The 25150-nt window shown below is 58.1% G+C and carries 18 protein-coding genes; 3 read left to right on the top strand and 15 right to left on the bottom strand.

Annotated elements, in window-relative coordinates; translation table 11 throughout:
• Positions 1–22: 22 nt before the first annotated feature.
• The 5 genes from VQ071_RS15575 to VQ071_RS15555 form a co-directional block, all read right to left on the bottom strand.
• The gene (locus VQ071_RS15575; RefSeq protein ID WP_340515001.1) at positions 23–712 is read right to left on the bottom strand and encodes a YveK family protein; all 690 of its coding nucleotides are present in this window, start codon (positions 710–712) and stop codon (positions 23–25) included.
• A gap of 48 nt (positions 713–760) precedes the next feature.
• Complete coding sequence (gene galU, locus VQ071_RS15570) at positions 761–1660, bottom strand: UTP--glucose-1-phosphate uridylyltransferase GalU (protein ID WP_340515000.1); 900 nt, start codon at positions 1658–1660, stop codon at positions 761–763.
• Positions 1661–1911: 251 nt separating this feature from the next.
• Positions 1912–2589: a CpsD/CapB family tyrosine-protein kinase gene (locus VQ071_RS15565; protein WP_340514998.1), complete on the bottom strand. Its 678-nt coding sequence runs from the start codon at positions 2587–2589 to the stop codon at positions 1912–1914.
• The gene (locus VQ071_RS15560) at positions 2570–3316 is read right to left on the bottom strand and encodes a YveK family protein (protein ID WP_340514997.1); all 747 of its coding nucleotides are present in this window, start codon (positions 3314–3316) and stop codon (positions 2570–2572) included. The genes VQ071_RS15565 and VQ071_RS15560 overlap by 20 nt, the downstream gene beginning before the upstream one ends.
• A 155-nt stretch (positions 3317–3471) precedes the next feature.
• Entirely contained in the window at positions 3472–4245 is a 774-nt protein-coding gene (locus VQ071_RS15555; RefSeq protein WP_340514996.1) for a tyrosine-protein phosphatase, read from the bottom strand.
• Between the two features lie 279 nt (positions 4246–4524).
• Between VQ071_RS15555 and VQ071_RS15550 the strand changes: the two genes are divergently transcribed.
• Complete coding sequence (locus VQ071_RS15550) at positions 4525–4896, top strand: helix-turn-helix domain-containing protein (protein ID WP_340514995.1); 372 nt, start codon at positions 4525–4527, stop codon at positions 4894–4896.
• An 81-nt stretch (positions 4897–4977) separates the two neighbouring features.
• Here the strand turns inward: VQ071_RS15550 and VQ071_RS15545 are convergent, their stop codons facing one another.
• From VQ071_RS15545 to gltB, 5 genes are all read right to left on the bottom strand, one after another.
• Complete coding sequence (locus VQ071_RS15545) at positions 4978–5292, bottom strand: lasso peptide biosynthesis PqqD family chaperone (RefSeq protein ID WP_340514994.1); 315 nt, start codon at positions 5290–5292, stop codon at positions 4978–4980.
• Between the two features lie 5 nt (positions 5293–5297).
• Positions 5298–6239, bottom strand: a complete 942-nt coding sequence (locus VQ071_RS15540; protein WP_340514993.1) for an aldolase — start codon at positions 6237–6239, stop codon at positions 5298–5300.
• Between the two features lie 68 nt (positions 6240–6307).
• The gene (locus VQ071_RS15535) at positions 6308–6430 is read right to left on the bottom strand and encodes a paeninodin family lasso peptide (protein WP_340514991.1); all 123 of its coding nucleotides are present in this window, start codon (positions 6428–6430) and stop codon (positions 6308–6310) included.
• On the bottom strand, positions 6390–8378 hold the full coding sequence (locus VQ071_RS15530; protein WP_340514989.1) for an asparagine synthase-related protein: 1989 nt from the start codon (positions 8376–8378) through the stop codon (positions 6390–6392). The genes VQ071_RS15535 and VQ071_RS15530 overlap by 41 nt, the downstream gene beginning before the upstream one ends.
• A gap of 820 nt (positions 8379–9198) precedes the next feature.
• Positions 9199–13803: a glutamate synthase large subunit gene (gltB, locus tag VQ071_RS15525; protein WP_340514988.1), complete on the bottom strand. Its 4605-nt coding sequence runs from the start codon at positions 13801–13803 to the stop codon at positions 9199–9201.
• 362 nt (positions 13804–14165) lie between these two features.
• On the opposite strand from gltB, the gene VQ071_RS15520 reads away from it, so the two are divergent.
• Positions 14166–15476: a stalk domain-containing protein gene (locus VQ071_RS15520; protein ID WP_340514987.1), complete on the top strand. Its 1311-nt coding sequence runs from the start codon at positions 14166–14168 to the stop codon at positions 15474–15476.
• Positions 15477–15897: 421 nt separating this feature from the next.
• On the opposite strand, the gene VQ071_RS15515 is transcribed toward VQ071_RS15520, so the two are convergent.
• The 4 genes from VQ071_RS15515 to kapB form a co-directional block, all read right to left on the bottom strand.
• Positions 15898–18150, bottom strand: coding sequence for an Ig-like domain-containing protein (locus tag VQ071_RS15515; RefSeq protein ID WP_340514986.1), 2253 nt, complete (start codon positions 18148–18150; stop codon positions 15898–15900).
• Positions 18151–18371: 221 nt separating this feature from the next.
• A complete protein-coding gene (locus tag VQ071_RS15510; protein WP_340514985.1) occupies positions 18372–20477 on the bottom strand; it encodes a YhgE/Pip domain-containing protein in 2106 nt (701 codons plus the stop codon).
• Positions 20478–20580: 103 nt separating this feature from the next.
• On the bottom strand, positions 20581–21177 hold the full coding sequence (locus VQ071_RS15505; protein ID WP_340514984.1) for a TetR/AcrR family transcriptional regulator: 597 nt from the start codon (positions 21175–21177) through the stop codon (positions 20581–20583).
• Between the two features lie 117 nt (positions 21178–21294).
• Positions 21295–21684 carry a sporulation phosphorelay system protein KapB gene (kapB, locus tag VQ071_RS15500; protein WP_340514982.1) on the bottom strand — a complete coding sequence of 130 codons (390 nt, stop codon included), beginning with the start codon at positions 21682–21684 and terminating at the stop codon, positions 21295–21297.
• Positions 21685–21862: 178 nt separating this feature from the next.
• Here kapB and VQ071_RS15495 point away from each other — a divergent pair, with 178 nt between their 5' ends.
• Positions 21863–23002 (top strand): MGDG synthase family glycosyltransferase, encoded by a 1140-nt coding sequence (locus VQ071_RS15495; RefSeq protein WP_340514980.1) that lies wholly within the window; start codon positions 21863–21865, stop codon positions 23000–23002.
• A 104-nt stretch (positions 23003–23106) separates the two neighbouring features.
• On the opposite strand, the gene VQ071_RS15490 is transcribed toward VQ071_RS15495, so the two are convergent.
• Positions 23107–24513, bottom strand: a complete 1407-nt coding sequence (locus VQ071_RS15490; protein ID WP_340514979.1) for a C40 family peptidase — start codon at positions 24511–24513, stop codon at positions 23107–23109.
• Positions 24514–25150: the final 637 nt, after the last annotated feature.

Raw genomic sequence — 25150 nt, 5'->3', positions numbered from 1 at the left:
GTACCGTTGACCTCAAGTTTTATCAACGACGACCGCTTGCCCGAATATCAGGTATTGCGCCAAGAACATTTAAACCAAGCGTCCCCGACAAGTCCGCTTCGTTTCTGATGGAATTGTCCAGGAAATACTTGAGCAGTACGAGTCCTACCGTGATCGTGCTGCTCAATAGAAACGCCAGCATCACATTAAGATAAGGGCTTGCAGCAATATTGACCACCGTATAACCATGATCTTCGGTCGTTAACAAGGTAAAACCATCATTTGTGTTCATAATATTCCGAATATTCTGTTGGAACGTTTTCGCAATATCGTTGCATAGCTTGGCGGCAACATTCGGGTCTTGATGAACTGCCATAATCGTCATAACCTGAGAATCCGGCTGTGAACTAACCGACAGATGACGCTTAAACTGTTTTATATTCATATTTAAATCGGGATTTAGCTTAATAACCTTTTGAAGAATCGTTTCCGATAATATGATTTCTTTATACGAGTTCATTAAAAGAAGACTTGCACTTAAATTGTAAAGATCGATTTTGTTTAAACCGTTGATGGACTGGTTGGAATTAATCAATATTTGGGCCGATGTCCTATACAACGGCGTATAGGAGGTGTAGCTTCTATATGCTGACCATGAGCTTGCAATCGTCACAACTGCAAGCATGAACCAAAAGTATTTTTGCAGCGTCAGCAAAGGTCCTTTGAGCCCCATGACGAGCCTCCATCTCAGCTTGCTATTTCTATTTCCTTTTGCAATGAGTCAGTCTGCGGAGAGCATCAGCAGCTTTTTACGCTCGCGTTCGAGCATTTCTTCCATAGCTGAGATAAGCTGCTGTTTAAGCTCTGTATGACGAATAGCAAAATCGAGGGTTGTCAAAATAAACCCAAGCTTCTCTCCAACATCGTATCTGACACCTTCAAAGTCATACGCACAAACGCCTTGTTTCTGATTCAACTTTTCTATCGCGTCCGTAAGTTGTATTTCTCCGCCAGCGCCGGCTTCTTGTTCCTCAAGGCAATCAAATATTTCCGGCGTTAAAACATACCGACCCAATATGGCCAAATTAGACGGTGCATGGCCGATTGCCGGTTTCTCTACGAGTTTATTGACATAGTACAGGCGGCCTTCCGACACAATCGGATCAACGATCCCGTATCTCGACGTTTCATTGATTGGAACGCCTTGAACGCCGATGATCGATTTCTGCACCAGTTCATACTGCCGTATCAGTTGCTTCGTACAGGGCACCTCTGCCTGCACGATGTCGTCGCCCAGCAGTATTGCAAAAGGTTCGTCACCGATGAATTTACGAGCGCACCATACCGCATGACCGAGGCCTTTGGCTTCCTTTTGCCGAATATAATGAATATCAACATTAGCAGACTTGCGTACTTCTCGGAGCAGTTCGTGTTTCCCCTTCTCATTTAGCGTATGTTCAAGCTCAAAGGCATTGTCGAAGTGATCCTCTATGGCTCGCTTGCCTTTCCCGGTCACGATGATGATATCTTCAATGCCGGATTCGATCGCTTCCTCAACGATATACTGGATGGTGGGCTTGTCGACAATCGGCAACATCTCCTTTGGCATAGCCTTGGTGGCCGGCAAAAATCGTGTTCCGAGGCCCGCCGCCGGAATGATGGCTTTACGAACTCGCTTCATCCACTCACTTCCTCTCCATGGTTTTCTCTATCATTGCTCATTTTGCTTTTTCTAAAAAAGCGAGCTACGCTTTCTATAAACAACGTCGCAATTATAAAAAACGTAGCTCGTTTTTTCAGAAATAGGGCATCAAACCCCTCCTCACATCGCACCCTCGACGATGAACGTCTAAGGTCTAAGACCCACAGCGCGACCGAGTGCCTACAGTGATAAAGGTGCAGTAGGCATAACCTAAGCGTTAAGCATGCTTTTTAGTAATAGGTAAATACAGCCCCGCGCTCTCTGCGGTTGATACGATTAAGCACAGTACCGATCAGACGCGCATTCACATGAGACAGACTGGCTGCGGTCTTTTTTACCAGGTTTTTGTCGACCTTGCCGGCGAGTACAACCAGAACGACACCGTCGCACAAACCGTTGAGGACTAAACTGTCTGTAACTGCCAATACCGGCGGAGCATCGAGAAAAATAACGTCATAGTGATTCCTCAACTCATCGATAAGGTCATGCATTCGCTTGGAGCTTAACATCTCTGCCGGATTCGGTGGGATGGGTCCGCTTGTCAAAAGAGAGAGTGTGTCGGCCGCTGTATCACGCACGATCTCCTGCCACGGATGCTGGCCCGCCAGGATGCTGGAGAGACCGGCATGGTTTACCTGAGAAAAGACTTCATGTATGGAAGGGGAACGTAAGTCGCAATCGATGAGAAGAACCTTTTTGCCTTCTTGCGCGTAGGCGACAGCCAGATTGCTTATAGTCGTCGTCTTGCCTTCCCCTTTGACCGAGGAGGTCACCATAATGACCTGATGCTGAGTATCTATGGAGGAGAATTGGATATTCGTGCGTAAAGTTTTGTAAACCTCAGAAACGGGCGACGAAGGGTTGAGCAATGAGATGAGGTTGTTTTTGCTAGTTGACCGGTGTCGCATAGGTTCCTTCTCCTACCTTTTGTTTTTTGGATAGCTTTTGTCTTTTCCGATCGGATTTACGAATTTCCGCAATACTCGCAAGTATCGGCAGAGCGAGCTCACTCTCCAATTCCTCGCCGGACTTGAACGTATGATCGAAATAATCGAGCAAAAACACGAGACCCAGCGACAGCAGGATGCTCAGGACGAACCCAATAATAATGGTGAACACGGGATTCGTATTAATCGGACTGCCGGCAGCTTCGGAATTCGCTTCGTTGAGCACCGTGATGTTATCGACTTTCATGATCGAGGGGATTTGCTGCTTGAAAACATTTGTGATAGCATTGACGATTTTTGCTGCGTTTTTATACGAGGTATCGACATAAGAGATGTTCATTACTTGGGACTGGTTAGCCGCGGTTACGGATATTTTACCGGCCATCTCGGCCGGGGTTACGTTAAAGTCCGGATATTGTTCGGCTACTTTGTTCAGGATTGCGGATGAACGGATAATTTCCTTGTAGGAGTTAATGAGCATAATGTTCGTTTGTACATCGCTGTAGTTGACAGTGGCGGCCCCATTTGCCTGAGAGGTTTGATTCACAATGACCTTGGCATTCGCTTCATAAAGCGACGTCGTAAGCAGATAGCCCTTGATACCTGCTAGCACCGTAATGACCACGATGACCAGAGCAACGAGCCACCAACGTTTTCGTATGACTTGCAAGTATTCCTTGAGTCCCACTATTCATTCCTCCAATACGTTGAGCTTAGATCACCATATTTGATACATTTCGTATCAGTTCATGCCCTTACTTTAAGTTACATTCCGTATCGTGTCAATGACTTTTTCATACAATTTGTCGTAGCCATTTATTTTTCGCAATGAAAGCGATTCACCTATTTAATGAAGGAAAATTCGTACCACTTAGCTCGATAGAGCCGTTTAGGTACTCCGATAAGAAGGGGCTGGTTCTGTAGCAGGAGACTTGCATTATTTTTCAACCTATCGGAGAGTTCCCGGCCAAATTCTTTTTCCAACATCTCATATGCTTGACCGAGTCGATTGCTTCTCTGACTTGTATCGTGGGCGTCCGATGCCAGCAGATGAGCCAAATTATATTCAGCAATTGTGTACGCTGTTCGTTGAACAGCCGGTCCGAATTGCCCTGTCAACGATCCAGCCGTTAATTGAAAAAAGGCTCCTTCTCTGAGCCAACCGGAAAGCAAAGAGAGATTCTCAATAACCGGCTCGTATCTTTCTGGATGCACAATGATCGGAATCAGTCCTCTACTTTTTAAAACACGCAAATAAGGCAGTACAAGTTTCGGGAGATTACGGGAGGAAAGCTCGACAAGAATATACTTCGTTCGCTCGACACTTTGAATCTCGCCGCTGGCAAGATCCGCCATGATCATTGAGGTCATATGGTATTCCTGACCGGTGCAGATGTGTATCGGGATCTTCGCATCACTAAGCTGTTTATTAAGTCGGGTCACCAACGATTGAATATGCGACGGACGGTTTAAAAATATGCCTTTACGATGATGGGGAGTCGCAACGATGATCTTGACTCCTTGTGCGGCAGCTTGCCTTGCCATTTGCTCGGCCTGGCGCCAATTACCGGCCCCGTCGTCGCAGTAGGGTAGAATATGACTATGCGTATCGATCATGTTTTCACCCTTCGCACGTAGAACAAGGGCCTGGCCAAACGGCGGAAGAAGGCCTTTATTCTACTATTTTCGATACTTTTTGTATCTATTTTGATTTCAGCATATATACAAATTGTATCTATGTCAATAGTCTTACTTGTTTGGGAATGATGCGTACGAAAGATGTCTATAATTGATATTAGGTGTCTTCAATACTTTTGCGACATTTTGTATCAACTGGTGCATATGTATCGCCAAAAGTTTATCATGAAGTTAACACGCTTAGAGGGGGGAATTGAGATGAGTATAGGCAGCCGTATCGCCTTTCTTCGCGATCAATCCGGCTGGACGCAGGAAGAGCTATCGTCTTCCTTGGGGATTACTAGAGCCGCTCTCTCCCACTACGAAAAAAACCGGCGCGAGCCGGACACGGAAATGTTGACGAAGCTGGCGGATTTATTCCATGTGTCCATCGACTATATCGTAGGCAGAACACAGCATCCTCAGATGACGCTGGACGACAACGTCAGACGATTTAGCGAGCAATTGGAGTTGACCGATGCCGAAAAATTACTGGAATCGTTCGCGCTAACGGTCGACGGGCGGAAGTTATCGAAGGAAGAAGCGCTCACATTCATCCACTTTATTCGGGCCCAAAGGGCGTCGCAATAATAAAGTTGGGTCCCACGCTCCCCCCGCAAGGAGGCTTATTCTACTTGCCTGCTTGCGGGGTCTGTATCTTGGAGGGCAGTTCTATCCCATATTCTGAACACTGGCGCTGTCTATCGTAATTAGCTGTTGTCGGACTAACTGCTCCAGGAACAATTGAACTTGAGCCTGACAGACCGAACGTTCAACAGCATACTCCTCCAGCAGATGATCGACGATCGCTTCTGCTGTTTGCGGTTTATTGATTAATTCCCAAATCCTCCCTCCCACTTCGCCCAAATTATAATAATTTCCTTTTTGAACGCTAAGCATTACCTTTTCGCCTGCCATGTCACTCACAATATTACCTGGGACCTGGCTGATCACGGCATGTGGTGGGAAATGAGTTTCGAGCGTCATCGACTTTAACCTTCCTTCAATATAGTATTTAGGATTTTTTGAACCATTTTATCCGCCGTAAATCCGCTGCTCGGGCGCTGTAACCGATAAATATCTACATGAGCGGCGGTTGACGCCGTCATCTGGAAATGCCAAGTTGTCAATCCCATCCGGTCGAGCCAAAATTGACGATACGTATGACTTCGCAGCAATGGGAGACTGCTTAGCTTCGATACAGAAGACAAGATCGGTTCGATTTCTTCCGTTTTTGACAGCACGAATAATCCGGACAGCGGAAGCGGCCGATCATCATAACTTTCGTTCACAGGCACGGCGAACTTGGTCTCCCGCTTGAAGATCGGCCGCAGCCTGTCGGACGGCATGCCGAAGCCGTCGAGGCTCTGCTGCCACAGCTTCTGCTGCGGATAGGAGGGAATGACGAGCGGCCTGTCCGAGCCTGGCTCGAACTTCAGTGCGATCACATCGTCGCTCGCGAGCCGGTAGCCTGCCTGCAGGAAGGCCGCGGCCAGCGTCGACTTGCCCGCGCCGGATTCGCCGACGATGCCGTATGCGCGTCCGTCGATAACGACGGCGCTGCCATGGAGCGGCAGCAGCCCGCGCTGCATCAAGACGGCGCCCATGCAGGAGCCGAGCACGAACAGACGCAGCTCGTCCGGATCCGCATTCGGCTCGGGGCAGACTTCGATGACCGCGCCGTCCCGTATCTCGAAGATTGCGGCGCCCGCGATCCGGAACATGAACCGCTTGGCATCCGCCCGCCAGATACCGCCCTGACGGGTCCACTCGGCCCATTCATCCGCCAAATACGCGAACCGGACGACCACCTCATCCGCCACCGTCTCCTGCATCCCATTTTCCCATGCCGGCAGCTCGGGGAATTCAATGTCGCTATGAATACGCAAACCAAAAGCCCGGTAATGCTGCTTGTTAAGAATGCTCGTCGCCATCCGTATCACTCCCGTGCCCGATAGATATAAAAAGGCCCTAATACGCAGCGTATAGGGCCTTGCATGTTTTAGCTATGGTGCTGAGTCGCTTCGTCCGGATCAAGAGAGTCCGGAATCGTCACGCCAGGACCGGCGAACGTTTGATTGACTTCAAGCACTTCCAATGAGGGCTGCTTCCATTCCTTGTTCATTCGTCTCACCTCCCTTCAATCGACCGATGAACCGACCGAGAATTAAGCTGCGCATCAGCAGCGTGAATCCCGGTTCATAAATCGCTTGGGGACCGGGTATGTCCTTGTACCTGGCGATCGTCTCGCGCAGCACGGGCATATGGATCCACTCCGCCAGCTCCCCGCCGGCTGCCGCACGCTCCAGCTCTCCGATAAACGCAGGCCATGCCGCAGTCAGACGCGCGATTCCGTCCGCTCCCTGGATGCCGCGCGTCCTCCCGTTCAGCCTCACCGAATCCGGGAGCAGTCCGGCCGTCGCCCGGCGGATCAGCGCGCGATCCATGCCGTCCCGCACATATTGGTCGAGCGGCACCGACAGGCAGAAGCGGACGACCCGCAGATCGTTGGTCGGATCCCTGTACCATACGCCGTGCCGGAGCGACAGCTTCGTACCGCTCGTCCCGCTGTTCGTCCAGTGATGGACCTGCTCGAACTGCGCTGCCCGCGCTGCGATCATATCCGGGATCGCGCGGCCGGAGAGGTCGACGCCGGCATCCCGGAGCCGATCGAACAAGCCGGTCCGCTCCGCGAGTCCCGGTGCAATCAGACGCGTCAGCTCGCTCCTCTCGCCCGCGTATACCGAAGACGGCAGCAGCTGGTCCCGGATGCGGCGCGCTATGTTTTTCCGGCTCGTTCCCTTGAAGCGGCTGTAGCGGTACATCTCCCGATACAGTCTCGCCCACCGAAGCTGCTTGAACAGCTTCGCATAATACTCGATCGCGGGACCGAAGGAGACGGTATAGTTCCCGCGAGCCCCGTTGAGCAGGACGCCGACGCCGTCTGCGCGCGCCTGCTCGAATATGCCGCCGAACCAATACGAATTTTCGATGAATTTGTAAGGCATCTCCATCGTATCCAGCCAGCCGTCCATCTCGCTGAGCGGGCTGCGGTCCTCGAACCGCAAATACCGGTCACGTATGTTGCCGACATGCTCCACCGTCTGCCGGATCATCGGGCGTTCGTCGGCCAGCCTGGTCTTGGAGGTCCAGCCGCCCTCGGATGCGAGCGGGATCGAACTGTATGTATGCAATATCTTGCCCTCTCGCCCCAGCTCGCGGGCGGCAAGACTGACGACCGCGCCCGAATCGAGCCCACCGCTTAGGAACGAGCCGACTTGCTTGCAGGTACGCAGCCTCGACCTGACCGCCTGCGAGAATACGTCGAGAAAAGCTTCCTCGTACTCTCGGTCGGATGACAGCTTCAGCGGTCTTGAAGGCTCCGGCGACGCATACCTTGTGAGATGAACCCGGCCATTGTGAACCGTAATGGCATGGGAAGGCGGCACCTGCCTGATCCGACGGTATACGGTAGACCCTGCGTCGATGGTCTCCAGTCTGGACGGGCTGCCGATATATTCAGCCACCCATGCTTCGTTGAGATCCGTTCGTGCTCCCGGCAGACATAGCAGCGGGCGGATCAAGGTGCAAAAGGCGAAGCGTTCGCCGGTATCGTCGTAATAAAGCGTGCGATTGCCCGAAAAGTCTCTTGCGCCGAACAATCGGCGTTCCCGCTCGTCCCAGATCATGAAGGCGAAGTCGCCGATCAATTGCTTCGGCATCTGCACGCCCCACCGGGTATACGCCAGCAGGAGCAGACGGCTGTCGGGATATCCGCCGAGATCGGCCGTCCGGATTCCCAGCTTCGCAGCCAGCTCCTCCCGGTTGTCCAGAATGACATCCGCAGTAATGGCCAGCCCCTGCTTTTCTTCATAATAAGGGAGCGCCTCACGGACCGATTCCGGCGTGACCCATTGCGCGTGACAGCCCAGGAACAAGTCCCGGTTGCTCCATGTGCGGATGTCGTCGGCGGGGAATTCCGCCAGGGCGGACATCATGGTTAAGCCTTGATGGTATACGCTGCGCGTCTCTTCGCCGCCGCCGTATTGCAGAACACCTGCGATCGCGCTCACCGTGCCATCTCCCCCAAACCGTTTCATGAATGTTTCTATCTGTATCATATTTAGCTAATGATACTAATTGTATCGTCGCAAGGACGATCATGTCAATCTATTTATGTTAAATACAAGCTGACATGACAATCCCCCGTTTCGTTGGGGACGGAACGGGGGATTGTCTTCGCATCTTCGATTGTGCAAATCTTCAACTCTTTAAATGACAGCTTTTCATTTCGCGCTGTTCTCTTTCTCGCATGCCTCCCATTGTTTCGGGTCGATGCCAAGCTGAGTAAGAATTTTATAAATGTCAATTTCTACGGGTCTTTTCTCCCCGGACGATTCTAAGCGTGGATCCCTCTCCATCTCCGCACCAAAATCCCCTCTCTGGAAAATAAAACCTAAATCAGCTAATCCTTATTATATCGGACAAGAATTGCAGAGGGTGTCGAGTAATGTATGTCGGCAAATTTTTTTTGAGATGCGGATAGTCGCAGCGGACGCGGGATGTCTATGCAATCCATACAGCGATGTTAAGCAGGGCGCAATCTGCAAGGCGGGAGAGGATGCCGAGAGAGCTTAGCTGACAAAGGAAGAGGCGGTAAAACCGCGCGGCAAGCGGGATTGCGGGCGTAGGACCGCTTGCCCGGCGCAAGCCCCGAAGCGTCTGACAGTTCAGGAATAGACGCTTCGAAAGTCCATTAAAAAAAGCGGGACGCTGCGAAAATGGATCGCAGCGCCCCTCGTTATAGACAGTCTTTTTTGTTCATTTTCTCAAATCTCGCCCGATTCCGCACGGTCTGCGGGAGCAGGCGTTGTCGTCATAACGCGAATATCGTCAGTTGCCGCCGACACGCGACAAGTCTCGCATGTTGGCTTCGAAGGCGGCCAGCAGCGCTTGCTCGCCGCTTAGACCCTGGGCCTTGACCTTCTCGATCTGCTCCATCATCCGCTTGTAATCCTTCGGGATGACCTTCACAATCTTCGGCAATACCGAATCCCAATCGCGCAGGACGCGTTCGCCAAGCTCGCTGTCCGTATAGCGGACATGGTTCTCGATCAGACTGCGGACTTCGGCGATCTCGCGCTCTTCCTCGAGGGACTCCAGACTGACCATCTCGAAGTTGCACTTCTTCACGAAGTCGCCGTTCCAGTCCACGACGTACGCGATGCCGCCGGACATGCCGGCCGCGAAGTTGCGGCCCGTGCGGCCCAGGACGACGACGCGGCCGCCCGTCATATATTCGCAGCCGTGGTCGCCCACGCCCTCAACGACGACGCTCGCGCCGCTATTGCGCACCGCGAACCGCTCGCCCGCGACGCCGCGAATGTACGCCTCGCCGCCCGTGGCGCCATACAGCGCCGTGTTGCCGGCGATGATGTTGTCCTCGGCCTTGAAGGTCGCCGCCTGCGCCGGGAATACCGCGAGCTTGCCGCCCGACAGGCCCTTGCCGATGTAGTCGTTGGCGTCGCCCTCGAGCGTCAGCGTCATGCCCTTCGGGATGAAGGCGCCGAAGCTCTGGCCGGCCGTGCCGACGAAGTGGAATGCGATCGTGTCCTCGGGCAGTCCGGCCTTGCCGTGACGGCTCGTCACCTCATGGCCGACGATCGTGCCGACGACACGGTTCGTATTCTTGATCGGGAACGTGCCGCGCACGCGCTCGCCGTTCTCGATCGCAGGCAGGGCCGCTTGCAGCAGATGCTGCATGTCGAGCGACTCCTCGAGGCCATGGTTCTGCGACTTGCGGTTGAAGCGGGCCGAGCCTTCCGGCAGTTCCGGCATGTACAGCAGGTCGGTCAGGTTCACGCCCTTCGCCTTGAAGTGCGAGATTGCCTTCTTCGTGTCGAGACGATCCGTGCGTCCGACCATCTCCTCGATCGTGCGGAAGCCCAGCTGAGCCATAATCTCGCGCAGATCCTCGGCGAGGAAACGCATATAGTTGACGACGTATTCGGGATCGCCCATGAACTTCTTGCGAAGCTCGGGATTCTGCGTCGCGACGCCGACCGGACAGGTGTCGAGCTGGCAGACGCGCATCATGATGCAGCCGAGCACGACGAGCGGCGCGGTAGAGAAGCCGTACTCCTCGGCGCCGAGCAGCGCGGCGATCGCGATGTCGCGGCCGGTCATCATCTTGCCGTCCGTCTCCACGACGACACGGTCGCGCAGATTGTTCAGGATGAGCGTCTGATGCGTCTCGGCCAGGCCGAGCTCCCACGGCAGACCGGCGTGACGGATCGAGCCGATCGGCGAAGCGCCGGTGCCGCCGTCATAGCCGCTGACGAGGATGACGTCCGCGCGGCCCTTGGCGACGCCCGCCGCGATCGTGCCGACGCCGACCTCGGAGACGAGCTTGACGTTGATGCGCGCCTTCGGGTTCGCGTTCTTCAGATCGTGGATCAGCTCCGCCAGATCCTCGATCGAATAGATGTCGTGATGCGGCGGCGGTGAGATGAGGCCGACGCCCGGCGTCGTGCCGCGCACCTCGGCGACCCACGGGTACACCTTGCGGCCCATCAGCTGTCCGCCTTCGCCCGGCTTCGCGCCCTGCGCCATCTTGATCTGGATCTCGTCGGCGTTGGACAGGTAGTAGCTCGTGACGCCGAAGCGGCCCGAGGCGACCTGCTTGATCGCGCTGCGGCGGGAATCGCCGTTCGCATCCGGAATGAAGCGCGCCGGGTCCTCGCCGCCCTCGCCGGAGTTCGACTTGCCGCCGATGCGGTTCATCGCGATCGCCAGCGATTCATGCGCTTCCTTCGAGATCGAGCCGAACGACATCGCGCCGGACTTGAACCGCTTGAAGATCGACTCGGCCGATTCGACCTCCTCGAGCGGCACCGGCGGCTGGTCGAGCTTGAAGTCGAGCAGCGAGCGCAGCGTGCGGATCTCCTCGTACTCGCCCTGCACGAGCGCGGCGAACTTCTTGTACAGCTTGTAGTCGTTGGAGCGCGTCGCCATCTGCAGCGTGTGGATCGTCTTCGGATTGAAAAGATGATCCTCGCCGTCCTTGCGCCATTGATAGTCGCCGCCGGAGTCCAGCTCGCGCTCGGCGCCCTCTTGGATCGCGAACGCGCGGGCATGCGCCTTGAGCGTATCCGCCGCGATCGTCTCGAGGCCGACGCCCCCGATCCGGGACGGCGTCCAGGTGAAGTACTGGTCGATCAGATCGCCGCGCAGGCCGATCGCTTCGAAGATCTGCGCGCCGCGGTACGACTGGATCGTGGAGATGCCCATCTTGGACAGCACCTTCACGACGCCCTTGTTCGCGGCCTTCAGGTAGTTCTTGACCGCCTTCTCGTGCGAGATGTTGCGCAGCATGCCCTGGCGGATCAGGTCGTCGAGCGTCTCGAACGCCAGATACGGATTGACCGCGCTGACGCCGTAGCCGATCAGCAGTGCGAAGTGATGCACCTCGCGCGGCTCGCCGGACTCGAGCAGGATGCTGACCTTGGTCCGCGTGCCCTGACGGATCAGGTGGTGATGCACCGTCGATACGGCCAGCAGCGACGGGATCGCCGCATTGTCCGCGTCGACGCCGCGGTCGGACAGAATCAGGATGTTGTGACCGTGCTTCATGACGCGGTCGACCGCTTCGCACAGGCCGTCAAGCGCCCGCTTCAGTCCGGCTTCGCCTTCGCTCGCCGTGAAGAAGATCGGCAGCGTGATCGACTTGAAGCCCGGACGGTGGACGTGGCGGAGCTTCGCGAAGTCCTCATTGGACAGAATCGGCGACACGAGGCGGATGTGGCGGCAGCTCTCGGGCTCGGGATTGAGCAGGTTGCGCTCCGGACCGACCGTCGTGTACGTCGAGGTGACAATCTCTTCGCGGATCGCGTCGATCGGCGGGTTCGTCACCTGCGCGAACAGCTGCTTGAAGTAGTTGAACAGGCGCTGCGGACGATCCGACAGCACGGCGAGCGGCGCGTCGTAGCCCATCGAAGCGAGCGGCTCGACGCCTGCGGTCGCCATCGGCTCGATGATCTTGCGCACGTCTTCGAACGAATAGCCGAACGCCTGCTGGCGCAGCTGCACCGTCGCGTGATCGAGCTCGGGCAGCTCAAGCGCATCGGGCAGCTCCTCGAGATCGACGAGATGCTCGTTGAGCCACTCGCGGTACGGATGCTCGGATACGATCGCCTTCTTGAGCTCCTCGTCGGCGATGATGCGGCCTTCCTTGGTGTCGACCATGAGCATGCGGCCCGGACGCAGACGGTCCTTGAGCACGATCTCTTCCTGCGGAATCTCGATGACGCCCGCTTCGGAAGCCATGATGATGATATCGTCCTTGGTTACGCAATAGCGCGCAGGACGCAGGCCGTTGCGGTCGAGGACAGCGCCGATCTGGACGCCGTCGGTGAAGCCCATCGCGGCCGGACCGTCCCACGGCTCCATAAGCGTGCTGTGATATTCGTAGAAAGCGCGCTTGTCGTCGTCCATCAGCTCGTCGTTCTGCCAAGGCTCGGGCACCATCATCATCGCGCAGTGCGCGAGCGGGCGGCCGGCCAGGTACATGAACTCGAACGTATTGTCGAACTTGCCGGTGTCGGAGCCGTCGTGGTTGATGACCGGCTTGACCTTGTCCAGATCGGCGCCGAACAGCTCGGATTCGAACAGCGTCTGGCGGGCGTGCATCCAGTTCTCGTTGCCGCGCAGCGTGTTGATCTCGCCGTTGTGGATCAGATAGTGGAAAGGATGCGCGCGCTCCCAGCTCGGGAACGTGTTCGTCGAGAAGCGCGAGTGAACGAGCGCGATCGCGGACACCAGTGCAGGGTCGTGAAGCTCCGTATAGAAATGGCCGACCTGCTCCGTCGTGAGCATGCCCTTGTAGATGATCTTCTTGGAAGACAGACTCGGCACGTAGAAAATCTCGCCGTCCGGAATGCCGGAATAGCGGATCGCCTTCTCCGCGCGCTTGCGCAGCACGTACAGCTTGCGCTCATAAGCCAGGTCGTCGGCGAGCGCGGCAGGGCGTCCGATGAACACTTGGCGGACGCATGGCTTGACGCGCTTGGCCGAGATGCCGAGCGTGCTGTCGTCCGTCGGCACCGTGCGCCAGCCGAGGATGGACAGGCCTTCTTCGGCGGCGATGTCCGCGAGCAGCGCTTCGTGCTCGGCGCGGCGGGAAGCGTCCTGCGTCAGGAATACCATGCCGACCGCATACTGCCCCGCCTCCGGCAGCGCAAATCCGAGCGCACCCGTCTCCCGCGCGAAGAAATCATGCGGAATCTGCAGCAGAATGCCCGCGCCGTCGCCGGAATTCGGCTCGCTGCCCTGGCCGCCGCGATGCTCCATGTTGATGAGCAGGCTCAAGGCTTGCTCGACGATGTCATGTGACTTCCGGCCCTTGATGTGGGCGACGAACCCCATTCCGCAGGCATCCCGCTCGTATTGCGGATCGTACAACCCCTGCTTCGGGGGCAACCCATTCACGAATTGTGTCATGATGAAGCGCAACCTTTCTATAGGAAAAATGGGGTGTCGACTGTCAAAGATTCGCCGGTGTCAGGCCGGTCGGAAAAAAGGGACGGCAGACGGCAGGCGAGCGGCGCGCGGAATCATATTTTCTGCTACAATATGAATGGCAACGCAGTAACGCCCGAATAATCGAAGGAAAACGGCGAGGGAACGGGAGATCGTTCGGAATTTGCTTCGAAAATTCGTGTAAAGCTTATAAATATACATGTTTATTGTTATGCTATTTTAACATTAGCGCGCAAGCTATGGCAATTTAATATTTTTATGAAGGCGATAATCAATGCTTGGCTGATTCCCGCAGCCTGACCTGCCTTCGAGAGGAGAATTCGATGTCCATTCATCACGGACGCCGCCCGGCGGCCATCTTGCTCGGAATCGCGATCGGCGTCCTGCCCGCCGCGACTGCAGCGAGTGCGGCCGATACGGCGCAGCAGACGGCCGCAGCGGCCCACGACGAATTCAGAATTGTCGCGCTCGGCGACTCGATCAGCCTCGGCTACGAGCCGGGCGTCACGCGCGCCGCCGACATCTACGGCTATGCCGACAGATTGTATGTGAACGCGCTGCTGGGCGGCCGCGCCCGGCTCGACAACTATGGGGCGCTGGGCCTGCAGAGCGCGGGTCTCACGAAGCTGCTCGAAGGCGCGACCACCGGAACAAAGCTGACGGCAGACGAGCTGCAGGACTATTCCGCATACGCAGCCGACGCCAAGGCGCAGGCCGACTCGGTCGCGGCCAGAGCGCCCGAGATTCGCGACAGCCTGGCCGACGCCGACCTCGTGACGCTGTCCATCGGCGGCAACGACTTCGCCGCTCTCGTGCGCGGGCTGACGGGCGAAGCGAACGGAGACGCGCTCTCCGCCTTCGAAGCCGCATTTGACGATAAATTGAATATTTATGCAGAACAACTGCAAGCCAACCTGCGCACGCTGCACACGCTGGCCCCGCAAGCCCGCATCGAAGTGGCCGACCAATACTCGCCCGTGTCCAAGATCGCAGGCGATACGATGTACAAGGCGCTGAATGCCGCCATCGACAAGCTCAGCGCCCGGCTGGACGATATTCAGACGAAGCTCGCAGCCGAAGGCGTGCAGGTGGACGTCGCCCATGTCGGCAGCGTGTTCAGAGGTCAGGAAGTGCTGTACAGCCATTTCAGCCCGCTGTTCGGGATCATCGATATCCACCCGACCCAGGCGGGCTACGAGCAGATCGCTCGCGCGTTCGCGGCGCCGATCTGGCCCGCTTACACCGAGATCGCCCCCTCGGACAAAGCCGCGAATCCCGCGCCGGCCGTCTACATCAAGGGCAAGCTGCTCGCGACGGCGAACAAGCCGCAGCTCAAGAGCAACACGACCTTCCTCGCCCTCAGCGACGTCGCCGCCGCGACCGGCGCCGAGCTCAAGTGGGACAACAAGACCAAGACAGCCGTCTTCAAGCAGAACGGCCGCGAAGTCAAGCTCACAATCGGCGCCAAGACAATCCTGGTGAACGGCGTGGCCCGTACGCTGAACGTGCCCGCCTACCTCCAGAAGGTCGGCAAAGAAAACAAAACCTACGTACCGCTCGCCGCCATCACGGAAGGCCTCGACTACCAGGTCGCCTACCAAGCGAAGCTGCATACTGCATTCATCAATTCATAAACCGCTGTCCCGCCGACAAGCCCGCGACCCGTTCGCGGGCCTTTTTTTGCGCTGGTAAGCCTTCTCCCCGATTCGCGCGAATACCCACTCAAGCCTGCATGTACAAAGGTTGCCATTCAGTCCGCGTGACTATGCAGAAGCTTGCGGAGAACAGCGGGCCGGGCGGTGCAGGGGGGATCGGCGGGGAAACGTGTGAAGTTGGCGAGACTTGGGCAGCGGAACCGCACAAAATGGGGTGGCTGCGAGGGGCTCGAAGGGGCGGCGAAGTGGCGAGGAAGTGCGGATGTGCGGATGTGCGAATGTGCAAGGTAGCGCGGATGTATAGATCGGAGTGTCGTCGGTGCGATTATGGGCGCAGCCGCACAAAAGCCGCCAGACGTCCTGATGGACGCCTGACGGCTTAAATAAAGAAGCGACTGTGTTACTTTACTTTGACGCGCACATTGACCGTCTTGCCGCCGTAGGACGCTTTGACGGTGACGCTGCCTTTGCCGACGGCGGTTACGACGCCGCCGGACACCTTGGCGACCTTCGTGGACGAAGCCGTCCATGCGGAGTAGGCGGTGGCATCCAGCGTGCGGCCGTTCTCGTAGATCGCCGTCACCTTCACCGAATCCGCGGCGCCGACGGCCAGATCGAGCGCGCTGTCGGATACCGTCAGCTTGGTCAGCTTGGCCTTCACGGTCGCGGGCACGGTCAGCGTCTTGCCCTGGTAAGACGCGGTGAGCTTGGTCGAGCCCTCGGCGAGGGACTTCGCGGAGCTGCCCTTCACGGTGACGATCGACTCGTCCGCCGAGGTCCAGGTCAGGCGCGAGCTCAGGTTGACGAGTTTGCCGCTCTTGGTCTTGCCCGTCACCTTGATGCTCTGCGACTTGTTCAGGGTGAGCGACAGCGCAGCAGGCTCGATCTGATAGCTTGTGTATTCTTCTTCGACGGTAACCGTGACCTTCACGGTCTTGTTCAGGTAGGTACCCGTCAGCGTCGTCTTGACCGCGAGCAGTCCCTTCATGTTCGCATCCTTGACGATCAGGCTGGTCGAAGCCGACTTCCATACGATATCGGCACCGATATCGTTCGCCTCTTCGCCGTCTTCATAGACCGCCGTCACCTTCGGCAGCGCGACCGTCTGCCCGATGATGAGGCTGATGTTGTCCTGATCGGGCAGCAGCGTCAGCACCTTTTTGCTGACCGTGACTTCAACAGTATCCGTGGCGGTAGAACCGGAGCCCTTCGATACCGTCGCGGTCAGCGTTGCCTTGCCGGTCTTGAGCGCCGTCCACTTGCCGTCTGCGTCGATGTTGATTACCGACGTGTCGGAGGAAGTCCACTTGGCCAGCTTGGATACGTCGACCGTCGATTCGTCCAGCGCCGTGCCTTTGACCTGCGGCAGGTCCCCGGTGTCGTCCACGAATACGTCCATCTTGTCCTTGGCGAGCTCGATTTTGCTCACGGTCGGATAGACCGTCACGGACAGCTCCTTGGATACGCCTTTGTAGGTCAGCTTGACCGTTGCCGTCCCCTTGCCCCACGGCGTGATCGTCGCACTGTTGCCGCTGCCGTTCACGGAGATCACGTTCAAATTCGTAGATTCCCATACGGCATCCTGCAGATCGAGCACCTTGCTCGCGCCGTTAACCGCCTTGGCGGTGATCGTCAGCGGGCCGCCGGACAATGACAGATGCTGCGCGGCGCTCGGCGTGAAGATCAACGCTTCGAACGGCGTGCGCACCGCCACGATCGCGGTCGCGCTGACACCGAGATAACTCGCGGTGATCGTCGCCGTCCCTGCCGCGAGCGGCGTGATGACGCCGTGCTCGTCGACCTTGGCCACCGCCTCGTTGCTGCTCTTCCAGGTCGCATCGTCCGTTACGGACACGCTCTCTCCGTTAGTGGGCAGCACGTTTGCGACGAGCGGCTTGGGATCTTCGCCGACCTGCATTTCAAACGGACCTTTGTTCGCTTCCTCCGCATCCACGATCGACATCGACTTGTAGGGCGAAGCCACCGTGAGAGCGAGCGTATCCGTGCGGCCCTGATACTTCGCGGTGATCGTCGCCTTGCCGGCCGCATTCACCGTCAGTTTGCCTGCGGATACGCTGACGACGGACGAATCCGAGGATGTCCAGGTCGCTTTGTCGGTCAGTTCGGTGCGATCGCTGCCGTTGATGCCGAACGCCTGAAGGTCGACGTCCTGACCCATCTTGACGTCCAGCTTGTCCGCAGCGTCCGCAGACGCGCCCTTGACCTTGAGCTTCAGTTCGGAATAGTGATACTTGGCGTTCAGCGTCACGCTGGCCGAGTAGCCTTGATACTTGCCGGTGACGACGACGTTCGAAGCCTCGCCGGTCGCCGTCACGACGCCCTTCGAGACGGTCACGGCCGAGTTCGACGATACCCAAGTGGCATCGTTCGTCACATTGGTCGTCGAGCTGCCGCCGGTGGAGCTGTCCGTCGTCGTCGCCCACAGCAGCAGGCTCAGCGAGCCGTCGTCGACATAGATCGTCTTCTCGCTGGCGCTCAGCTCATCCAACTTCACCGAAGTGATCGTCGTAGCGGCCATGGCGGCTCCCGCCGACCCGAGCAATCCCGCGACCAGCAGCACCGCCAGCCAAGCCGCCGTCACTCGCGGCAGCCATCCGCTGCGGCGCTCGGGCGGTCTGTCAAATTTCATCATCTTGTGTGAATTCCTCCCATGTCGTTGTTCTAGCTTGCCAATGGTCAGTCCTTATTCTCTTTAACGGCGCATGTCCTTCGAAAATGAATAAAATCGCGAATAATCGGGACATTAGTCGCAAATTGCGGCTCAAAATATATGCATTGTCCTGACGACAAGCAAAAGAGCGACACCCCGAGCGGCCCGAAGGCCGCCGGCAATGTCGCTCAAGTCGCCGCGGTTTACGCCTGCAGCGTGCCCAGCTGCGATTGGATCGGCTTGATCTTGCGGCTGCGAACCGCGAACAATGCCAGCGTCAGCGCGATGAAGACAACCGCGAACGCAGCCAGATCGAGCAGCTGCTCGCCGATCAGGGACACCGACCGTCCGGCCAGCGCCAGACGCAGCGCCTCGATCGCATGGGTCATCGGCATCCAGTCGCCGATCACCTGCAGCCAGTGCGGCAGCAGCTCCTTCGGATACGTGCCCTCGCTTGAGGCCAGCTGCAGCGTGAGCAGCACGACCGCCACGAAGCGGCCGACCGTGTCGGCCAGCGACACGAGGAACTGTACGATCGTCATAAACGTCAGGGCGATGACCGCGCTGATGCCGTAGAAGGCCGCGACGTCAGGCACCTTGAGTCCGATGCCGTAGAGCAGCACCGTGTCGGCCAGCGCCACCTGCAGCAGCACGACCGGCGCGAACAGCAGCAGCTTGGACAGATACCAGCTCCAGCCGCTCCTCACCTTGCCGGCCGCGTCGCGCAGCGGCAGGATGACGGTGGACATCAGCACGCCGACATAGAGGCCGAGCGCCAGAAAATACGGCGCCATGCCCGTGCCGTAGTTCGGCACGTCCGCCAGCTTGTGCTCGGAGACGGCGATCGGATCGGCGAACATCTCCGTCTGACCGTCGCCGCTCTTGACGCCGGCCGCTTCCTTGGAGGCGTCGTGCAGCTTCGCGCCAAGCTCGCTCGACCCGCTCTCCAGCTGCCGCAGGCCGTCCTGCAGCTTGACGGAGCCGTCCGCCAGCTGCGACGCGCCGCTGCCAACCGTGCCCGCGCCTGCGCCGGCATCCCGGATGCCGCTCGCGAGCGTACCGGCGCCGGCGGCCAGCTGGCCCGCGCCCGCCGCCAGCTGCGACGCGCCCGTCTCCGCCTCTGCCAGCTTCGCGCCGAATTGGCCGAGCCCCTGGCGCAGCGTCGTCGTACCGCTATGCAGCCGGGACGCGCCGTCCGCCAGCTGCTGCTGCCCCGCAGCCAGCTGCGACGCGCCGCCCGCCACCGACGCCGCGCCCTGCTGCGTCTGCGAAGCGCCGTCCGCCACGCGCTGCGAGGCGGCCAGCAGCTTCTGCAGCGCCTCGTCGTCCGGATGCGCGGCCGCGTATTGCGCCAGCCCGGCGGCGAGCTGCCCTGCGCCGTCCGCGACCTGCGCCGTGCCGGCCTGCACCTGCCCGGCTCCCGCCTCGAGCTTCGCGGCGCTGTCCGCCAGTTGTCCGGCGCCGGCGGCCAGCTGGCCCGCAGCCGCATCCGCATCCGCCGCGCCCGACGCCAGCTTGCCCTGCCCTGTCGTCAGCTGCTTCAGGCCGCTGTCCAGCTTCGCCGAGCCGCCCGCCAGCGTGCCGGCGCCGCTCGTGAGGCTCGCGGCCCCGTCCGCCAGGCGGCCCACGCCCTGCTTCAGCTTGATCGTGCCGTCCGCCAGCTTGGCCAGATTGTCGTGCAGCGTCTGCGCGCCGCCCGCCGCATCCTTGGCGCCGTCGGCCAGCTTCGTCGCGCCCGCCGCCGCATCGCCGAGGCCGCTCGCCGCGTCGCCGACCGATTCGAGCGCCGCCTTGGCGTACGCCTTCGTCACCTCGCGGCCGACGTCGCCCTTCAGCTTGGCGGCCGCCGACTCTCCGATCCGGCTCGTCAGATAATTCCAGCCGTCGTCGACATAGAATTGGACGTTCGCCTGCTGCGGCGCATCGTCCTGCAGCGTTGCCGTCTTCGCCGAGAAGTCCTCGGGCACGACGAATGCGAGCGAATACCGATGCGCCTCAAGCCCATCCATCGCATCCTTTTCGTCGGTGAACACCCATTTGAACTCCGGGTTCTTTTTCAGCTCGTCGACCAGATCGCTGCCGACCGTCAGTTTTTCCCCGTTCAGCTCCGCGCCCTTGTCCTGATTGACGACCGCGACCGGCATGTTGTCCAGCTTGCCGTACGGGTCCCAGAAGGCTCCGATCAGCATGCCGCTGTACATGAGCGGGATGAGCGCCAGACCGAGTATCGAGATCATCGCCATCTTGCTGCCCGTCAGCCTGCGGAATTCGCCGGATATAACGCCGCCGGCCGCCTTTAACTTGTTCATGACCATCTCTCCTCAAACGTTTGCGTTAACATTGAAGACCTGCGTCCTCAAACCAATTGACCAACACTCTCAAACAGTCAGTATGAAGCAAAAAAAGAAGCGATCAGCCGACCGCCAGCCCTTCCAGGCAATACAAGCGGAAATTCGCAAGCACCTCGTCCGCGTCGAGCGGCTCGTGCAGATGTCTGCCCATGTCCGTCAGCGCCAAGTACATCTTCAGCATCATATAAGCGGTCAGCGCCGGATCGACCGAGCGAATCTCGCCCTTGTCGATCGCTTCGGTCACATGCCCGGCGATATAGGCGATGATGGAACGCTCCACCGCCTCGAGGCCGCCGGTCGCCATCGGTGTGCCGAACTCCTTGACCTCCTGCGACAGCTTGACGATCAGACCGTGCCTGTCGCGATAGGCCAGCACCTGCTGAAGAATGCGCAGCAGATTGTCGGCAAAAGGAAGCGCCGGATCAAGCGTACGCTCGGCGACAGCCTTGAGCTCGCCGATCAGATCCTTGACGATCTGCTCGAACAGCTCTTCTTTGTTGGAGAAAAAAGTATAAATCGTCCCTTTTCCCACGCCGGCGGTCTTGGCCACCCGGTCCATCGTCGTCGCCTTGTAGCCGAACGCGGCAAACGAGCGCGCTGCCGCTTCGAGCACTTGCTTGCGCCGGTCGACCGGTCGCCGCTCGCTCGTCGTATCCACTTTTGTTCCCCCTGACCGTCATATTCCAAATGAAATGACCAAAATAACAATTTGGTCATTTCGTTCTAGAAAGTAGAATATCATACCTTCCCCTTACTTTCAACCGATGATATGCGATCAGTTCTGCAAGCCGTAATCGCGCCCGACGGCATCCAGCCGCACAAGACACTGCTCCGCCCAACGCCGCATGCGGTCCATGCGACGGACCTCCGCTTGCCATGCGGCAGCCAGCGAATCCCGGTAGTCAGGCACATCTCCCGCGAACGGGGCGGCATCCTTCAGCATCACCCATACCTTCTCCCGCTCGGCCGACGCCCGGCGTTCGTGGAAGATCGGCGCATCCGGGTTGTACGCGCTGTGCAGATCGCCCTGCTCCGGATGGCGCAGCACCGCCATAATCTCGACCAGCGCGCGCCGGCCGTCCGCACTTGCGATCTTTCCGATATATTGTCCGGTTTTATGCTCCACCTTGACGATTTGTCCCTCTATTTGTCCCTCTGCCAGCATCGCTTCAGCCTCCAGTTGTTTATCGTTTATTCATTTTACAGCAGCGGCGTCCGTATTGCATGTCCAGATGGCGTATTCTGTCTAAGCGCATAAATCTTGTAAACGTTATCGTTCGGACTTGTACGGGAGCTTCCATATCGCGTAATATGGTAGTAGGTAAAGTGGGGGATCTGTTCCGATGCGCAAAAAACGAATTCTACTGCTCTCCGAAGGCTTCGGCACCGGACATACACAGGCGGCATACGCGCTATCCGTGGGTCTCAGACAACTGTCTCCCCGCGTGCAGACGCGCGTCATCGAGCTGGGGACGTTCCTGAACCCCGTGATCGGTCCGCTCATCTTGTCCGCCTACCGCAAGACCGTCATCAAGCAGCCCAAGCTGGTCGGCAAGCTGTATCGCGGCCACTATCACAAATCATTGAACCGTCTGACCCGGTTCGCGCTGCATCGGCTGTTCTACAATCATGTATCCGATGTCGTGCGGCAGCTCAAGCCCGACATGATTGTATGCACGCATCCCTTTCCGAATGCGGTCGTCAGCCGGCTCAAGCGCCTTGGCTTCGACGTGCCGCTCTATACATTGATAACGGATTATGACGCTCACGCCACCTGGACCAATCCGGAGGTGACCGCCTATCTGGTCAGCTCTCCGACTGTCCGCAGCCGTCTGATCTCCCAGGGCGTATCGCCTTCGCAGGTGGTCGTCACCGGCATTCCGGTCCACCCGAACTTCTGGCATCCGCACGACCGCGCGGAGATTCTGGCGCAGTTCGAGCTCGCGGACATGCCGACCGTGCTCGTCATGGGCGGCGGCTGGGGGTTGATGACGGAGGAACAGATGGTCGAGCATATGACCACGTTCGCCGATCGCGTACAGCTGATTCTGTGTATGGGCAGCAACGACAAAGCCCGGGAGAAGCTGCTCGCGGAGCCCAAGTTCCAGCACAAGAACATCAAGGTGCTCGGCTTCACCAAGGAGATCAGCAAGCTGATGGACGTGTCGGATCTACTCGTCACCAAGCCGGGCGGCATGACCTGCACCGAGGGGATGGCCAAGGGCATTCCGATGCTGTTCTACGAACCGATCCCGGGTCAGGAGGAAGAGAACCTCGAGTACTTCGTGACGCACGGCTTCGGCGAACCGCTGACTTCGACGGAGGCGATCGACCGCTGGTTCCGTCTGATCCAGGAGCCCTACGCATCCGATCAGCACAGGGGCATCCTGCTGGCGCTTCGCAACGCAGAATACAACCCTGCGAAGTGCGCCGAATCCATCCTGTCCCTGCTGCAGGAGGACGTCGCGCCCGCTGCGGAGTAATCGCATCCGCCGCTCACAGAAAAATCGGCCTGCCGTCCGTGGACGGCAAGCCGATTTTTTTGTGTGGTAACCGGGCGATACAGATATCTCGGATGCCAGCCGCCTCAGAGCACGCTGCCGCCGAAGAGGAATCTGTACTCCCAATGCTTGCCCGCCATGCTGTCGATGCGCACGCCGCCGGATGCGACGGAGTAGGTCTGCAGCACCTGTCCGTCTCCCAGGTAGATGCCCGTGTGGGTGACCGTTTCGCCGAACGGCTGCTTGTCTGCGTAGAGCGAAGCCTTGGAGCCGATATAGCTCATGAAAAACATGATGTCTCCGCGCTTCAGATTGTGCCAGTCGGTCGTAATGCCAGTCCCGCGCTCCCGCAAGTAGGCCGCCTGCTTGCGCGAGTCTGCCGGAAGCACCAGACCGAGCGCATCCTTGAACGCCTGCCGCACGAAGTCGGAGCAGTCGAAGGTGTCCGTGTTGCCCCGATCCGAGCCATATTCGTACGGCGTGCCCAAGTACCGGAGTCCGGCTGCGATAACAGCCTCTGCCTTGTCCGACGCGGACGGTGTTGGCGTCGGTGTTGGCGTCGGCGTCGGCGTCGGGGTCGGCGTCGGGGTCGGGGTCGGGGTTGGGGTCGGGATCGGCGTCGGGGTCGGCGTCGGTTTTGGTGTTGATGTAGGCGTTGGTGTCGGGGTCGGCACCGCATTGTTCAGGATAATATAAGTGTCAGACGAACTCACGTAGCCCGACAAGCCGTTCGCGTCCTTAACCGCGTACCAGTAGCCGTTCGGCTGGCCCGTCACGACAACCGTCTCCCCGGCCTTCAGCATGCGGAGCTTGTCCCCGGAAGTAGAGGGCTGCGACCGCAGCGTGACCGTGGCTTGGACGGTCGCCGTCTGCGCCTGCGCCGGCTTTGATGCGGGCGTCGGGGTCGGGGTCGGCGTTGGGGTCGGGGTAGGTGTCGGGGTAGGTGTCGACGTCGGTTTTGGTATGGACGGCGGTGTCGGGGTCGGCATCTCGCCAGTCAAGATTATGTAATCCTCCGAGGTACTGACGTAGCCGGTCTTCCCGTCGTTGTCCCGGACCGCATACCAGTAGGCGTTAGGCTTGTCCGTCACGATGACGGTTTCTCCCGCTTTGAGCATACGGATCTTGTCTCCGGAGGTCGCAGGCTGCGTCCGAAGCGTCACCGTCGCGCGGATGATGGCCGTTCGCTCCGCAGCTGCCGATTCGGTCGCCGTTTTTACGTATTTGGCATCCGAGGATACATAGCCCGTCTTCCCGCCGCCGTCCCGGACCTGGAGCCAGCTGCCGTTCACGACTTGCAGCAGCGTCAACGACTCTCCGGCTTTCAGATAACGGATCAGATCGCCGCTCGTGCCGGGCGCTTCGCGCAGGCTGACTGTGGCTACGACCTCCACCGCCGCAGCGCCAGAGACTGCAGCCCCAGCCACTCCCGGTACCGCCACCGTCAGCATCGTGAGCAATAATAATCTTGCCACCCAACGCTTCTTTCTCATGCCAACGCCTCCCATGATGTTTTGGAGAATATTGTCGAATTGCTTGCCCATTCATTATAAGAAGGAAGACGATTCGAGCCATCATGCGGAATGCTTAGGCCGAGCTGGATATATAGGAAATAGGCGCCATGGAAATATAGGAAATAAGATGGATTGCCTTAGGCCCACAAGACTTTCCAATTGTTGATTTCATTTATTTACCAGATTCAAAATTCAGCTCAGTGGGTATTCGCAGCAGCTCAGGTGCGCTTCACACTCTTAATCGTCCTATATACATCGTATGACCGTACTTCAACGTCCCGCGCTTGAGGCTGGACCGAGCGCCGTTATATGACAGCACATCGCTGCAGACAGATCTGAGGCTGGCTCATGTACGGCCCTATGGACGAACCTGGCCATGCCCACGCCTGGAGCTGTCATTTGTACCGTTATACGGAGGCAATTGGCCGCCCCTCATGCTCGCGGCCGTCCCATGAACAAGTCCACAAAAAAAGAGAGCCCCCGGCATCCGGCCGGTGGGCTCTTAAGAAAAGATATATTGAAAAGGGGGGTCATAGATACATTGTACAAAACGAACCTGAATGAAACATAAAACGCATATTACATTTGTGTTACAAAGATGTCGAACGCGATTGCG

It is taken from the genome of Cohnella sp. 56 (assembly GCF_037963805.1).
GTDB lineage: Bacteria > Bacillota > Bacilli > Paenibacillales > Paenibacillaceae > Cohnella.
This window is presented reverse-complemented; position numbering and strand designations above follow the sequence as displayed.